This window comes from Bacillus sp. FDAARGOS_235 (genome assembly GCF_002073415.2).
Lineage (GTDB): Bacteria > Bacillota > Bacilli > Bacillales > Bacillaceae_G > Bacillus_A > Bacillus_A toyonensis.
The window spans coordinates 648,379-663,886 of record NZ_CP020437.2 but is presented as its reverse complement, the minus strand read 5'-3'; the positions used below and the strand labels follow the sequence as shown (position 1 = coordinate 663,886).

The following is a 15,508-nucleotide window of genomic DNA, read 5'->3' as shown; positions in this document are numbered from 1 at the left end:
TTACGGCTTTTTAATGTTTCATATATAGATTTTAAAAACTCTGTAAGTGTTTTGTAACATTTACGAGAGACTTTTTTAACAGTTATGAGAGAGAAAAGAAAGATTTGTTATATATGATGAAATTAATCTTACTAGTAGGTGTTCTAATTGACCTAGAAACCAAGGAGGAAAAATAACAATGAAACAATTGAAGCCAGCAATTAGTGTATTAGGTAGTGTATCGATGGCACTGACTTTAGCATCTCCTGCTTTAGCAGATGTAAAACAACCGAATCCAGGAGGTACAGTTGAAATATTCAAAGAGAATGTAAATGTAAAAAAAGAAGATAAGAATTTCACGCTCGGATCTGATGGGGAAATAGGTTCACTCATTACACAAAACATTGAAATGGCAAACAACGATTGGGATAAAGATGGTATTTCTAACGACTTAGAGATGAATGGATATAAAATTGAATTCAATTCACAAACTGGAAAAAATGAAGCGAAAGCATGGGATCCCGAGAAGGATAAAGGGAAACCAAAATTTATATCGAATCCTATGAATGCAAATACGGATGGTGATCCTTTTACTGATATGTATGAGGTTGAGAATTATAACAACGATTCTGATACTAATTTCAATCCGATAGTTGCCAACATGCCGAATTTGCAAATTGGTGTCAAACGAATTGAAGTAATTCCTATTGCAACCATTACGGATAATAATGGCGGATCAGTCAGCAGAGGATGGGAAAAAAGTGTATCTACACAACATTCATTTAATGTAGGTTTAAGTGGTTCAGGTGGTGTAGAAGGCTCAGCAGCCGGTCCTGTTCCTTCCGGAAGTGTTTCAGCAAATGTGGGATACGGATATTCAAAAACAACTACGGAAACGGAGAGTTATACAAATAATTTTGATTGGTCTACTGCAACAACTGTGGATACAGCGAACGCAGCAAAATTACGGGTACATTTGGAATATAAGAATGTAGGAACAGCATCCGCTGAAAATGTTTCGCCTCATTTTAATATTCGTTTAGGAAACAAAATTATTAATACTGTAAAGGCAACACAAGATCGTTATAAAGCAAACTATTTAAGTACAGAAAAAGGTGGACGGAATAAAACAGAAGTAGTAATTGACAGTTTAGAAGGACAAGCAGATGCGAATATTGTCTTATCTTTGGATGAATTGAAAGCTGTTGAACAAGGGGAACTTCTTTCGATTGAAGTTTTACCTACAAGTACAATGGATTTATCTATTGAAAAAGGTGAAGAAATTATGCATTTGGGGGATTCAGGGAGATATGAGTCTAGAGTAAATGCAGCTACTGAACAATTAGAAACAGATATAGGAAATATACCAAAGTTTAGGGTATATACTCCTAAAGACAAATCCCTTGCTGATACGCCAGTTTTATCCTATAACGAAGTTTTTCAACATGTAAATATAGATACGAAAAAAGTAAATCATATTGTAAACAAGGCTAAAAGTACTAATAGCGTATCAGTAGTTTCAGCTAATAATGGAACTGATGCATTGAACGATTTAAAAGCGGGACAGGGAAATCGCGGTTATTTACATAAAGACTCTGTACACGGTGCTTTTGCAAAACTACAGCAACCAACATTAGTAGAAGGTAGTTTTGATTCTGTGACGCAAAAGATTAGGGCAACAATTTTACCTGGTTTATTTGGTGTGAGTAAAGAGATTCCTACTACTTATAGTAAGAAATGGAATGCTCCGTCACAAACAGTAACACTAGTTAAACGTGAGAATGGATTTACATATGAGTCTAGAGAAAATATACACCCTATTAAATCTGAAATTGCTTCGCACAGAAAAGTTACATTTGAAATCAATGACGCACACAATCTAACCCCTACACAAAAGATTGATACTGAAATTAAAGCTAATAAAGAATTTGAAGATTATGTAGTAGATAATTCAGGTGAATTTGTTACAGAAGGGGTTCCTTATACCGTAGCTTCATATGGAAATACAGCTTATTGGGGAAGTCATCATGCCGGGAATAAATGGGAGTATCTTTGGGCTGAAAAATCTAGCGATGAAAAAGTGAATGTAATTATTGAAAGAGTAGGTCAACCTAAACCTGGAAAACCAATTAAAAAGGATGAAGAGGTATTAATTAAATTTCGAAATCCTATTTATTCAGATTATGCATATTTAAAACTTCAAGATAGTTATATCCATTTAGATCAAAAACAGAATGCAAGTACTTTTAAATTTAATCATGCATATCCAAAGAATTTCACTGGATACCATAAGCAATGGAACATACTATCTAATGGTAACAAGTTAAAGGTAGGATATTTAATCGATTATATGAAATATGGTAATGGAGAGAATGGGACTGATACTATAGCATGGAATCTATCAAGAGTTCAGTAATCGGTAACAGTTCTGTTGCTAAGTTTGAAAAGAGAACCGGAAATGAATTGAATCCGTAAAGTTAGATACAATAATTTAGGTTACTAATAAGGAATGAGTTCGATGTTGAATCGGACTCATTCCTTTTAATTTATATAATTTAGTAACTACTATTTTAAATACTTATCTAGTCATATAAGTAATCAAATGTTAAGATTACTATCTGTATTACAAAATTTATTTTCTGAATTTTCATTGGATAATAGAAACAATAAATTTTGCATTATTGGTGAAAAAGAAGTGAGGATAGTATATGAAGAAAAGAATTTTAATCGTAGAAGATGAAGAAAATATTCGAGAAGTATGCAAACGGTATTTAGAAAGAGAAGAATATGAAGTTTATACCGCTGTAAATGGTAAAGAAGGTTGGGATTTATTTCTTACACATCAACCAGATTTAATTATATTAGATTTGATGATGCCAAAAAAAGATGGATGGGAATTATGCGAGGAAATTCGTCAACAGTCAAATGTCCCTATTATTATGTTAACTGCTAAGGGAGAGGAAAGGGATCGAATTTTAGGCTTAACAATGGGAGCAGATGATTATTTAACAAAGCCATTTTCCCCTCGTGAATTAGTATTAAGGGTTCAAATTATACTAAGAAGAGGAAGCCATGTACCAATACAAGCGAAAGAATCTCTATTGGAAGTGATAGAGTTTCCAGATTTAAAAATATATCCAAAGACAAGATATGTACTTGTTTGTGATAAGGAAGTGGAGTTAACGGTGAAAGAGTTTGAGGTACTTTATCTCATGGCAAAGCATCCAAAACAAGTATTTTCTCGCTCGCAGCTTCTTGAATTAATTTGGGATTTTGGACATGAAGGAGCATCAAACACAGTTACCGTGTTAGTGAGTCGTTTACGTGAAAAGCTCGAAAAGCATACGATAAAGAATCGTTGGATTCATACGGTTTGGGGTATAGGATATCGCTTTGAGCCAAATGGAGGAAATGAAACATGAGATTACGTATTCAATTGTTACTCATGAATCTATTAAGTACTAGTATTATGGTAATTGCTATATGGTATAGTGAGACGAAAATGTTACTTGAACCGGAACAAACGCGGTTATTAACAGTAATTGCATTTGTGGCATTCATTATTTCAACGTTTATTTATTGGTTAATGACACGTCCTATCATGAAATCTATACAAAATTTAATAAAATTGACGAAACAATTTAGTGATAGACACTTTGAAACGATGTATATAATTGGGCAAGAACCACGTGAGTTTAAAGAATTGGCAACAGCTTTTCAACAGATGGCAAAAAAATTAGAAGAAGGGTTTACTAAGTTAGAGGAACAGGAAAACTCTCGTAAGGAGCTAATTACCAATATCTCACACGACTTACGAACACCTATGGCGAGCATGCAAATGATGATAGAAGCATTACAAGATAACCTGATTGAAGATCCTGAAATAAAAAAGCAATACCTGGCAACGATTTTAAAAGAAATAGAAAGATTAAATGGATTAATTAACGACTTATTTGATCTTTCAAAGTTAGAGTTTGAGCAAGTAGATTTTCACCCAAGTTTCACACATTTAGATAAAGTTCTATTAGATGTATTAGAGTCACATTCTGTCTTATTAGGAGACAAACAAATCCATGTGCAATTGGATGTCCCTGATACATTACCTCGACTTTTGATTATGCCTTGCAAAATTGAAAGGGTCATAGGTAATTTATTACATAATGCAATTCGATATTCTCCTATCTCTGGAACAATTGAATTGACTGTAGTGGAAAATAAATCAACTCAACAGGTCCAATTCACTATGCGGGATGAAGGAATGGGAATTTCTCCAAATGATCAATTACGTGTATTTGAACGTTTTTTTAGAACAGATCGATCAAGAAGTTCACAATCTGGAGGTTCCGGACTTGGATTAGCTATTGCAAAATCATTAATTGAAATGCACAAAGGGGAAATTGGTGTAAGGAATCGCGCAGATGGTAAGCAGGGAAGTGAATTTTGGTTCACTCTTCCCATCACATCAGTAAAAAATAAGATGGCTGAAAGACTTTTGTAACATTTACGTTAGAAAAATGAAAGACCTTCTTGTTAACATACTACTACACAGTATGTTACAGGAGGTTTTTTACTTTATGAAAAGAAAATATGTATGGCTTATAGGTGGTTTAATAATTGTATTGGGGATTTTATGGTCATTGTTCCGACCAGAGAAATTATTTATTGATAAGCACGTAAATGAATCATTGCCACAAGCAGAGATACAATCAACTGAAGTAAGGCAACAAAGTGATCGAGTAATAAGGGAAGGTCAGTTTCAAAACGGTGTCCATGAAACAACTGGAACGGCAAAAATTCACCAATTAGCGGATGGAAAACGTGTTTTACGACTTTCTAATTTTGCAACATCAAATGGGCCAGATGTACGAGTTGTATTAGTTCCTACAAATCGTTTGAAAAATAATGAAGACGTAAAAAACTATCAGTATATTGAATTAGGAAAATTAAAGGGAAATAAAGGAGACCAAAACTACGAAATTCCTGAAGGGATAGATGTAAATGAATATGGTTCGGTTTCTGTTTGGTGTAAAAGATTTAATGAAAACTTTGGTGCGGCTTATTTTAATAATTAAATATGAACTTAAAATTTCCTCTTACAGACGAAATTCATATGGGTTATGGTAAAAGCTGCAGCGGACTTAGTTGCTAAGAAGGGCACTCATAAGAGTGTCTTTTTCATATTTCTCAATTTTTGTATATTTTAGTGCAATTGGAGGTTTACGAAGAGATTTTATTCGTGCATAAATAATTTTAAGAGTATGCCAGGAAATCTTTGATTTATCAAGAAAAATTAAATTTAAAATGTATTATATACAGAAGCCACTTGAGGGGTGTTAAGATGCTAAATTTCTTATTTTGGGGTAGTTGCTTTTCATAGCTATATGACTATGTATCGGTACCCCATAAGAAAAAGGCAGGAACATATCAAATATGTTCCTGCCTTTTTCTTAAGTTTAACATGTATAACCTAAATATAAATGTAATGCGGCCTTCTTTATTTATTATTTTTCAAACCGCAAATGAACAAACTTCAACATCTTTATTACGTTTACAATTCGCATCATAATACGTGTACTACCATCCCAATCTTTATTTGTAGGTATACCTTTAAAAAAAGGGGAGCAACTTAATACTTTTATGGAAGAAGACCATTTTTCTATTGATTTTGGATTGTTTACATAAAAATACATCATCGCGCCGTTATTACCAGATTTTTTTACGGTTGCATTCGAAAGGTTCAGTGCGAATTTTGATTCAGCATCAAAATATAGCTCTCCTCCAGGAAAACGTTTTGACATAGCAACTATGATCTCTTTTAAATCTTCTTCTTTAAAGTAATAAAATACACCTGCTGATATAAAAAGAATACCGTCGTTTGGATCATATCTTATATCGTCAAACCAAGAAGTATCAAAAAATGATTTAGTGATGCTAATATTCCTCGGTGTATCTTCAATTAAAGTCTTGCGAAAAGAGATTGCATCGGGTAAATCAAGGTTATACCAATGTATTGTACCGTTATCAATTCTTGAAAAAGTAGTATCTACTCCTGAACCGATATTTACTATAGTGGCGTTCGGGTGTTTTGCTATAAATTGTTTTATCGTATCATCAATTTTTCGTGCACGAGTAATGTATGTGATACATCCGTATTCGCCAAATGTATTTGCTATTGTCGAGAAGTCAAAATCGCATTCTTTAATTATTCGAATAGCCTCTGTATCATCTAAAATATCCTTATTTTTCTCGCTGCCATATGCTCGTCCCCATAGGGGAATAAGCATCGTACCTTGTACTGATTGTAAATCTAACTCTTTAACCATGAAACATCCTCCGTTTAATCATAAACAATATATTTAGTCGTTATGTAACATTTTTGAGAGCATTGTATTTGTTTTATATAGTCCGTAAGTTAAATCCCGCCTATCTTCTTCAGATAACTTTTCGAGGTTTACTGTGAAATTTTTATAAATTTGTTTCCATCTCTCATAATGTACCTTTTCAGCCTTTTCTGTCAGAGAAATTAATACAGCTCTTTTGTCTACCGTATCTTGTTTTTTTACAATATAGCCGTTTAGTTCTAAATTACGTAAAGTTACACTTAATTGTTGCTTAGGAATGTTTAAATAATTAGCAATCATCTTTGAATTTACAGGTACTTTTTGCTGGGCGAGATACTCCACTACGTGTTGTTCTAAATGTGTAAATTCAGAGGATTTTTCTGATAGAAATTTGAAAGTACCTGACATATTTAATAATAAATTCATGTATTCGTTTAATAATTCTTTATGAGACATTATTTTCGCTTCCTTTTTGGATTTAGTCATTATTTTATTACTAATTTAGCTATAAATCAAATGTTTAAACTTATTATAGTAAATTAACATTTACTAATTTGTTATTTTGAGATTATGTGGACTAAAGCAGAGGAGGAGGAGAATTGATTTTAGAAAAGGCGAATATGGCTAAAATTAAAATATTACTAAATATACGTAACTAATGAATGTAATGTCTTTTTCAGTTATTATGTTGTAAATAATTTTATGATAAAATCTTTTACATAATGAAATAAAGGGGTAGTATTCTATGGGTTATTTCTCAAATGGTTTATTAGTTTTGTTTGTTCTTATCGTCTGTAGCTGTATGATTTTTGGTTGATAATATAATAATAGATTTTTATAAAAGAAGTTAACTGAGGTGAGGTTAACTTCTTTTTATTTTATGTTGAGTAGGAATTTTATTATTTTTATGGAAGTTTATTTAAATTAATTTCATATTAATAAGGGGAATTTTATAAAATACAAACAAACGAAGGAATAAGGAGTATTTACATGAATAATAGAATAAATTACACAATTAAACACCCAACAGATTTCAATGGATTATTAAGCTTATATGAATCTTTAGAATGGAATTCTCTTAATTTAACGCTGAATGAATTGGAACAAATGTGTAAACAAAGTTGGTATGTAATTTATGCTTTTGATGATAAAGAGTTAGTTGGGATGGGGCGTATTATATCAGATGGTGTAATAACAGGCGTTATTTGCGGTGTATGTGTATTGCCAAAATATCAGTCCATTGGCATTGGAAAAGAAATAGTGGAACGATTAATCCAGCACTGTGAACAAAACAAAGTTATTCCCCAACTTATGTGTGTGGAAAAATTGCAATCTTACTATGAATCTATAGGGTTTGAGGTATTCTCTGTTGGGATGACAAAACATCTTAAAAGATAGCGGCGCTTTATATTTTCAGTTTACTCGTACATATTTTCAAACTTCAGTATAAAGGAGAATTGCTGTATGGAGATTGCTAAAGGAGTAGAAATGTTACAACTTGAATTTCAAGGATTTATTATTCACCCAATTCTTTTATGGGATGATGAAATGGCAGTATTAATAGATACTGGCTTCCCTGGACAAATTGAAGATATACAAGTAGAGATGGAGAGAGTTGGCGTATCGTTTGATAAATTAAAAGCTGTGATTTTAACGCATCAGGATATAGATCATACAGGTAGTCTTCCAAAGTTGTTGCAGAATTGTGGAAGTAATATTAAAGTTTATGCGCACGAGCTAGATAAGCCATATATTGAAGGAGATTTACCTTTATTGAAAGGTGGAAATGTGGAGAATCCACCAAAAGGAAAAGTGAGTGATACTGTGATTGATGGACAAGAACTTCCGTATTGCGGTGGCATACTAATTCTCCATACGCCAGGACACACGCCGGGTCATATTAGTTTATATTTGAAACAAAGTAAAACTCTTATCGCTGGGGATTCAATGTATAGTGCAAATGGAATGTTAGGAGGAATTCATGCTCCAACTACTTTGGATGTTCAGGAAGCACAACAGTCTTTGAAGAAGTATTTAAATCTAGATATTGAATCCGTAGTTTGTTACCATGGGGGATTAAGTAAAGGGAATATAAATGCACAAATTCAAAATTTGTAAATAAAAAATTTTGAATTTGTGCTAAAGAATAATCTAATTGTAAGTATATAAATAAAACACGTAATTGATAAAAGAGCATGTTTGAGAAAAATTCAAATATGCTCTTTTATTAAAGGGAATTTATTTAATACGAATGACCTAACCCGTTCCAATAAAAAGAAACGATTTCTTGTGCTAACTCATCTATATTTGCAAGAATAGGATTGTGATTTTCATCCTTAAAATTCCCAATTGATAATAAAGATACGAAAGCATGGGCAGCAAATTTAGGATTGCCTTTACTTATTTCTCCAAGTTGCATCGCGTTATGAAGTGCTTTTTCCAACACTTCATACATGTTATCTTCGGCATTTTTTAATTCTTTCAACTGCTCTTCACATAAAGAGTGTTTTGCATCTTTCATAAAGTTCGTCATGTCAATATCCATCGTTGCGTGTAAGTATACTGTAGCGAAGTCTAACAACCTTTCTTCCAAAGTTTTATTCGTGGAAAGTATTTGATCCATATTCTCTCTTATACGTATCATCATTTGAATCATAGTAGCGGTAAATAAATCAGCTTTTGTAGAATAGTAATAGTAGACGGTTGCTTTCGTAACACCGCATTCTTTCGCGACCTCATCCATGGAAACGACTTGATAATTTTGAGTAAGAAATAATCGAGTTGCAACTTCTAAAATTATTTCTTTTGTAGATTTTGTATTTTTATTTTGACGAGGTCTTCCGAGAGGACGTTGTTTTTGTTCCAAATACATTCGCTCCTGACATTTATTATTGAGATAATTATAACATAATTTTTAATCTTTCTTGATTAATTAACTGACCAGTATATATAATTAATATTGGAGGAAAAAAGGAAGGTGGGTTTTTATGAAAAAGCACCCGTTACATATGTTAGGGAGGATTGTAGCAGGGAAGAATACGCAATGGATAACTTTATCAGTTTGGATTCTTATTACATTAGTACTTTCATTTACGTTGCCACAAGTAAATAGTACGAAAGAACCAAATCCGAAAAATTTACCTGAAACAGCTATGTCACAGCAAGCGGAAGAACTTATGAAAAAAGAGTTTCCTAATAATGCAGGAAATCCGTTGTTAGTAGTATGGCATAGAGATGGTGGATTACAGTCAAAAGACTATAAACTCATACAGGACGTTTATAAAGAGTTAAAAGCTAGCCCTTTAAAAGAACAATCAATGTTACCACCATTTGATACAATTCCAGAGCAAGTATTATCAAAAAGTGCATCAAAAGATGGTACATCATTTGTCACACCGATATTCTTTAATAAATCAGCTGGTACGGATATATTAAAGGGAAATCTTGAAGATGTAAGAAAACTAGTGAATAGTAAGGTGGATGTTGATCCATTTAAACAAAAAATAACGGAATCTGGTTTACATGTTCGATTATCTGGCCCTGTAGGTATTCAAACAGATGCGGTTAGTTTATTTAGTCAAGCTGATGTGAAATTATTAGTCGCTACTGTACTATTAGTATTGGTTTTATTAATTTTACTTTACCGTTCACCAATTTTAGCAATTTTACCTTTACTTGTTGTTGGCTTTGCATACGGTATTATTAGTCCTACACTTGGTTTTTTAGCTGATCATGGGTGGATTAAAGTAGATGCCCAAGCGATATCAATCATGACCGTATTATTGTTTGGCGCGGGTACAGACTATTGTCTATTTTTAATTTCAAGATATAGAGAGTACTTGTTAGAAGAAGAAAGTAAATATAAAGCGCTGCAACTTGCGATTAAAGCATCTGGCGGGGCAATTATAATGAGTGCATTAACTGTCGTACTTGGATTAGGAACATTATTACTTGCTCATTACGGCGCCTTTCATCGATTTGCAGTACCATTTAGTGTTGCTGTATTCATAATGGGGGTTGCTGCTTTAACAATTCTTCCTGCATTTTTATTAATTTTCGGCAGAGTTGCATTCTTCCCGTTTATACCAAGAACAACTGCGATGAATGAGGAGTTTGCAAGAAAGAAACAGAAAGTAATAGAAGTTAAAAAATCAAAAGGCTCCTTTAGTAATAAACTTGGAGATATTGTCGTACGAAGACCGTGGACAATAATTATGCTAACTATGTTTGTATTAGGTGGATTAGCTTCATTCGTACCACGTATTCAATACACATATGACCTTTTAGAATCGTTTCCGAAGGATATGCCTTCACGTGAAGGGTTTACGTTAATTAGTGATCATTTTTCAGCTGGAGAACTAGCGCCAGTAAAAGTTGTTGTTAATACGAAAGGAAAAGAGCTTCCTATTAAACAAGAGATAGAGAAATTTTCTTTTGTAAATACAGTGAAAGAGCCAAAAGAGGGAAAAGAAAATAAACAAATACAAATGTATGAAGTTTCTTTAGCGGAAAATCCGTACGCAATTGAAGCGCTAGATCAAATCCCTAAATTGAAAAATAGTGTAGAAAAAGTATTAAAAGATGCGGGGATTAATGATGTTGAAGGTCAATTGTGGATTGGTGGAGAAACAGCGTCACTATATGACACAAAACAAATTACGGAACGTGATGAAGCAGTTATTATTCCAGTAATGATTAGTATTATAGCTTTACTATTACTTGTCTACTTACGATCAATTGTAGCGATGATTTATTTAATAGTAACAGTTGTTTTATCATTCTTCTCTGCATTAGGAGCAGGATGGATATTACTTCACTTTGGTATGGGAGCGCCGGCAATACAAGGGGCGATACCGCTATACGCATTCGTATTTTTAGTTGCTTTAGGTGAAGATTATAATATCTTTATGGTTTCAGAAATATGGAAAAACAGAAAGACACAAAATCACTTGGATGCAGTAAAAAATGGTGTTATACAAACAGGAAGTGTCATTACATCCGCAGGTTTAATTTTAGCAGGAACTTTTGCGGTGTTAGGTACGTTACCGATTCAAGTTTTAGTTCAATTTGGTATTGTGACGGCAATTGGAGTTTTACTTGATACGTTTATTGTAAGACCGTTACTTGTACCGGCAATTACAGTTGTTTTAGGTCGCTTTGCTTTTTGGCCAGGGAAACTTTCAAAAAAGAGTGAAGAAATACAAAAAGTGGATGCATAGTTAAAAAAGCCGAGGATATTTTCCTTGGCTTTTTTCTATGTAGTTCATTAATTTTTTGAAGTCAAATCATCAGTTACAGCGTGATCAGCATCTTCAATGGTTGTTTCGGGCATTCCGTATAAGCCGTTCATTGCTTGTTCTTCGCTAGTTAAATTTGCAGTATTATTATTGTGAATAGATGTAGTGTTTTCGATAACATTTACTTTTTTATTTTCATTTTTATCATGCATGTTTGAATCCTCCAAACGTCATTTGATTTATCCCGCATTAACGGACAGTAAGACCTCCACCTCAAAATTCGGCAAAAACAAAGAAGGTTAGGTGGGGGATCAACTGCCCCCACTGATTAAAGTTTCACATTATTAATAGTATGTGGATGGATTGCAAGAAATATGTGAATGGATTTTTGCAAATGTTATATAATTAAATAAAAACGTGAGTATAAATGTAAACTATAAGGAGTGAACAAGTGTGGTGAAAACAAGGAAATTAGCCTTCTAAAATAAAAATGAAATTTTAGGAGGCTAATGAAATGAAGTTTCATGTAATTGACAGAGAAAATTGGAATAGAGAGCAGTATTTTGAACATTATTTAAAATTAAAGTGTTCGTTTAGTATGACAGCGAATGTTGATATTACGATGATGCTAGAGAAAATACATCAAAAGGAAATAAAATTTTATCCGACTTTTATTTATATAATTTCTAGAATGATAAATAAACATAAAGAATTTCGAACATGTTTTAATGATGAAGGAGTTTTAGGGTATTGGGAGGAAATGATACCTAGTTATACAATCTTTCATAAAGGTGATAAATCTTTTTCAAGTATATGGACGGATTATTCTAGTGATTTCCACATTTTCTATAAAAACTATGAAGAGGATATGAAATGTTTTGCTAATGTTCATGGTCTCTTCCCGAAAGAAAATATTCCGCCAAATGTTTATCCGATTTCTGGGATACCTTGGACTAGTTTTACAGGATTTAATTTAAATATTAATAATGATGGTGATTTTCTATTACCAATTATAACTTGCGGAAAATATTTCAATGATGGAAGCAAGGTAATGCTACCTTTTTCATTGCAAGTACATCATGCGGTTTGTGATGGATATCATGCGAGTCGTTTTATAGAGGATTTACAGGAACTAGTTAATACATGTAACGAATGGCTTTAAGTAATATCAAATTTTTAATTATATAAAATTGAAAATGAATAAGCGTAAAATAAAAAGAAGAGAACATGTGTATATTACATGTTCTCTTCTTTTTATTCATTCATACTAAGTAACAGTGGAAAATATAGGTTGATTTGTAGTTTAATAGTAAAGAGAGTGATTGATTTTAATTTTCTTTATTTTATAACTATATAGATTACAAAAGTTATGAGATTGTAACAATGAAGGGGAACACAAAAATGACAATAATATCTATAGAAAAAGCTACAATTTTAGATGCTGAAAAGTTAACAGAAATAATGAAAAGAACATTTGACGAAGAAGCGAAGCGGTGGTTATGCGGCCAAGATGATGTAATTGATTATAACATTCAACCGCCAGGATATTCTTCAGTTGAAATGATGAAATATTCAATTGAAGAATTGGATTCTTACAAAGTGATAATGGATGAAAAAATAATCGGGGGAATTATAGTTACGATCTCTGGTAAATCGTACGGAAGAATCGATCGTATTTTTGTAGAGCCTTTTCTTCAAGGAAAAGGAATTGGATCAAGGATTATTAAGTTAATAGAAGAAAAATTTCCGAACATAAGGATTTGGGATCTTGAAACATCTAGTAGACAAGTTAATAATCATCATTTTTATAAAAAAATGGGCTATGAAATCATTTTTAAATCTGAAGATGAGTATTGCTATGTAAAAAGAAAAAATGTAGGTGCAGGTGAAGAGAACCTAATTAAAAATAAAGATATGAAAAATGGTCAATACGAAAACTGTAATTTGGTTCATACAGAATATTATCAAGTAAATTTAAAAAATAGTGCATTTGTTGGTAGTAATATAATGCATATGAATATGAGTAATTGTAATGTAAGTCAATCAAAGTTTAGGAATATAAACTTTAGAAGGTCTTCATATGCAGATTTAAATCTTTCTAGTAGTACATTTAATTTGGTGACATTAGGTGGAGTGCAATTCAAAAATACAAGTCTTGGAGATGAGAAGGAACCTCTTTCATTTGAAAACTGTGATTTGGAAGGTAGTACAATGCATAATAGTAACCTGAAAAATATTGAAATAGTAAATTGTGATGTAACTGGTATGAAAATAAATGGTATTCCAATAGAGAATTTTCTTGAGCTATATAATAAGGTGAAAATTTAAAGTATAGGGTTATTAGGTTGTTAGGATAAGGTGTTTGGAAACTAAGTGTTATACTAAAATAATTATGTAGAAATAACATAAAGACATACATGTGGGGAATGATTTAATATAGGTTTCTAGAATGATAATATAATTCTATTTATATGGAGGGTGAGGAATATGGAAATCAGCATACGAGCAGTAGAAATACAAGATGCTAGAGCAATTCATCGTATATGTATACAGGATGAGGTTTTACCTTATATGGTTTTCTTACCTAGCATGCGTGTAGACGCTATGGAAAATAGAATTCGAAACTTAGCACCAAATCAATTTGAATTTGTTGCAGAGTATGACGGGGAAGTAGTAGGGTTTATTGGCTTAACACAAAGTCCGGGACGAAGATCTCATTCAGGCGATTTATTTATTGGGGTAGACAGTGAATATCATAATAAAGGTATTGGCAAAGCACTTCTTACAAAAATGCTTGATTTAGCTGATAATTGGTTAATGTTAGAGAGAGTAGAACTTGGTGTATTAGAAACGAATCCGAAAGCAAAAGATCTATATGAAAAATTTGGGTTTGTAGTAGAAGGGGTAAAGGTAGGGAATTTAAAGGCTCACGGAAAGTTTATAAATGAAATTATGATGAGTCGTTTTAGACCTGATGGTTTAATTGTACATAATTAATATGTAAAAGCATGACAAATCAATGTCATGCTTTTTTAATTGTCATTTGCGATTCACTAGTTTCGGTTGTAATAAAAATAATGTTAATCCAATGAAAATAATTGAAATTCCTAGTGCTTGTTGTAAAGTAATGGTTTCACTCAAAATAAAATATGCTAGAACACAAGTACCAATTGTTTCACCTAAAATACTCATTGAAATAACAGTAGCGCTCATCCATTTTAATAACCAATTGAATATCGTTTGTCCTAAAATCGTTGCAATGAAAGCTAGTCCAATAAAGGACAACCAAGTTTGTGTAGCGTAATGAATGAAAGATTGTTGCTGCATATAAGCAAATATACCGAGAAAGCATGCGCTACTTCCATAACTAATTACCGAATATGGTATAAGAGATAAATCTTTACGAATGTGTTGACTAATGAAAAAGTAAGCTGTAATAATGCCGGCCGCCATAAATGCTAAAATATCTCCGTATAAAGCGTCGCCACTAATTTGGAAATCTTGCCAACCGATGACGATACTTCCTGAAATGGCAATGAGGCAACCGATAACCGCTCCTTTCGTAAATCTCTCTTTAAATAAAAAGTAACCACCAATCATTGAAAATAAAGGTTGTAACGTTACGATAACTGTAGAACTTGCTACGGAAGTATATTGTAAGGATTCAAACCATAGTACATAATGTGCAGCTAAAAATAGCCCGGATAGAAATCCGAATCCCCATTGTTTTTTTGCTAATGTTTTTAGTTCGTTTCGATTCCTTTTATTAAATAGTAATAACGGTAACAGAATTACTGTAGCAAATAATAATCGATAAAAAGCAATAATTGCCGCAGGAGCATCTGCCAATTTCACAAAAATTGCTGAAGTTGATAAGGCGAATACACCGAAAAATAAGATGAAATATGAAAAAATAGATGATTTCAAAGTCTGTCCCTCCGATAGAATGTT

At 32.5% G+C, this 15,508-nt stretch carries 15 protein-coding genes; 10 read left to right on the top strand and 5 right to left on the bottom strand.

All coding sequences use genetic code 11. The features are described from left to right. Positions 1-178 precede the first annotated feature (178 nt). The 4 genes from A6J74_RS05070 (at position 179) to A6J74_RS05055 (ending at position 5,051) form a co-directional block, all read left to right on the top strand. Positions 179-2,395 carry a binary toxin-like calcium binding domain-containing protein gene (locus A6J74_RS05070; RefSeq protein WP_000811548.1) on the top strand — a complete coding sequence of 739 codons (2,217 nt, stop codon included), beginning with the start codon at positions 179-181 and terminating at the stop codon, positions 2,393-2,395. Positions 2,396-2,687: 292 nt separating this feature from the next. Continuing rightward, positions 2,688-3,401 carry a response regulator transcription factor gene (locus A6J74_RS05065; protein WP_000746049.1) on the top strand — a complete coding sequence of 238 codons (714 nt, stop codon included), beginning with the start codon at positions 2,688-2,690 and terminating at the stop codon, positions 3,399-3,401. Continuing rightward, the gene (locus A6J74_RS05060) at positions 3,398-4,477 is read left to right on the top strand and encodes a sensor histidine kinase (RefSeq protein ID WP_001239395.1); all 1,080 of its coding nucleotides are present in this window, start codon (positions 3,398-3,400) and stop codon (positions 4,475-4,477) included. The genes A6J74_RS05065 and A6J74_RS05060 overlap by 4 nt, the downstream gene beginning before the upstream one ends. A gap of 76 nt (positions 4,478-4,553) precedes the next feature. Next, positions 4,554-5,051 (top strand): DM13 domain-containing protein, encoded by a 498-nt coding sequence (locus A6J74_RS05055; protein WP_000824730.1) that lies wholly within the window; start codon positions 4,554-4,556, stop codon positions 5,049-5,051. A 429-nt stretch (positions 5,052-5,480) separates the two neighbouring features. On the opposite strand, the gene A6J74_RS05050 is transcribed toward A6J74_RS05055, so the two are convergent. Together A6J74_RS05050 and A6J74_RS05045 are read right to left on the bottom strand one after the other, a co-directional pair. Beyond that, positions 5,481-6,302, bottom strand: a complete 822-nt coding sequence (locus A6J74_RS05050; protein WP_000237906.1) for a class I SAM-dependent methyltransferase — start codon at positions 6,300-6,302, stop codon at positions 5,481-5,483. A gap of 33 nt (positions 6,303-6,335) precedes the next feature. Then, on the bottom strand, positions 6,336-6,776 hold the full coding sequence (locus A6J74_RS05045) for a MarR family winged helix-turn-helix transcriptional regulator (protein WP_000018437.1): 441 nt from the start codon (positions 6,774-6,776) through the stop codon (positions 6,336-6,338). A 534-nt stretch (positions 6,777-7,310) separates the two neighbouring features. Here A6J74_RS05045 and A6J74_RS05040 point away from each other — a divergent pair. Next, the gene (locus A6J74_RS05040; protein ID WP_001065229.1) at positions 7,311-7,718 is read left to right on the top strand and encodes a GNAT family N-acetyltransferase; all 408 of its coding nucleotides are present in this window, start codon (positions 7,311-7,313) and stop codon (positions 7,716-7,718) included. 66 nt (positions 7,719-7,784) lie between these two features. Further along, positions 7,785-8,438 carry an MBL fold metallo-hydrolase gene (locus A6J74_RS05035; RefSeq protein WP_000401507.1) on the top strand — a complete coding sequence of 218 codons (654 nt, stop codon included), beginning with the start codon at positions 7,785-7,787 and terminating at the stop codon, positions 8,436-8,438. A gap of 124 nt (positions 8,439-8,562) precedes the next feature. Here the strand turns inward: A6J74_RS05035 and A6J74_RS05030 are convergent, their stop codons facing one another. After that, the gene (locus A6J74_RS05030; RefSeq protein ID WP_000436004.1) at positions 8,563-9,186 is read right to left on the bottom strand and encodes a TetR/AcrR family transcriptional regulator; all 624 of its coding nucleotides are present in this window, start codon (positions 9,184-9,186) and stop codon (positions 8,563-8,565) included. 121 nt (positions 9,187-9,307) lie between these two features. Here A6J74_RS05030 and A6J74_RS05025 point away from each other — a divergent pair, with 121 nt between their 5' ends. Continuing rightward, positions 9,308-11,539, top strand: coding sequence for an MMPL family transporter (locus A6J74_RS05025; protein ID WP_000716532.1), 2,232 nt, complete (start codon positions 9,308-9,310; stop codon positions 11,537-11,539). A gap of 47 nt (positions 11,540-11,586) precedes the next feature. On the opposite strand, the gene A6J74_RS05020 is transcribed toward A6J74_RS05025, so the two are convergent. Then, a complete protein-coding gene (locus A6J74_RS05020; RefSeq protein WP_000543745.1) occupies positions 11,587-11,769 on the bottom strand; it encodes a DUF4021 domain-containing protein in 183 nt (60 codons plus the stop codon). Positions 11,770-12,071: 302 nt separating this feature from the next. On the opposite strand from A6J74_RS05020, the gene catA reads away from it, so the two are divergent. From catA to A6J74_RS05005, 3 genes are all read left to right on the top strand, one after another. Beyond that, the gene (catA, locus tag A6J74_RS05015; protein WP_000668560.1) at positions 12,072-12,719 is read left to right on the top strand and encodes a type A chloramphenicol O-acetyltransferase; all 648 of its coding nucleotides are present in this window, start codon (positions 12,072-12,074) and stop codon (positions 12,717-12,719) included. 221 nt (positions 12,720-12,940) lie between these two features. Further along, positions 12,941-13,885: a GNAT family N-acetyltransferase gene (locus A6J74_RS05010; RefSeq protein ID WP_002048030.1), complete on the top strand. Its 945-nt coding sequence runs from the start codon at positions 12,941-12,943 to the stop codon at positions 13,883-13,885. A gap of 159 nt (positions 13,886-14,044) precedes the next feature. Next, positions 14,045-14,554: a GNAT family N-acetyltransferase gene (locus A6J74_RS05005; RefSeq protein WP_000406153.1), complete on the top strand. Its 510-nt coding sequence runs from the start codon at positions 14,045-14,047 to the stop codon at positions 14,552-14,554. Between the two features lie 42 nt (positions 14,555-14,596). Here A6J74_RS05005 and A6J74_RS05000 read toward each other — a convergent pair whose 3' ends face one another. Next, positions 14,597-15,484: a DMT family transporter gene (locus tag A6J74_RS05000; RefSeq protein WP_000842526.1), complete on the bottom strand. Its 888-nt coding sequence runs from the start codon at positions 15,482-15,484 to the stop codon at positions 14,597-14,599. Positions 15,485-15,508 lie beyond the last annotated feature (24 nt).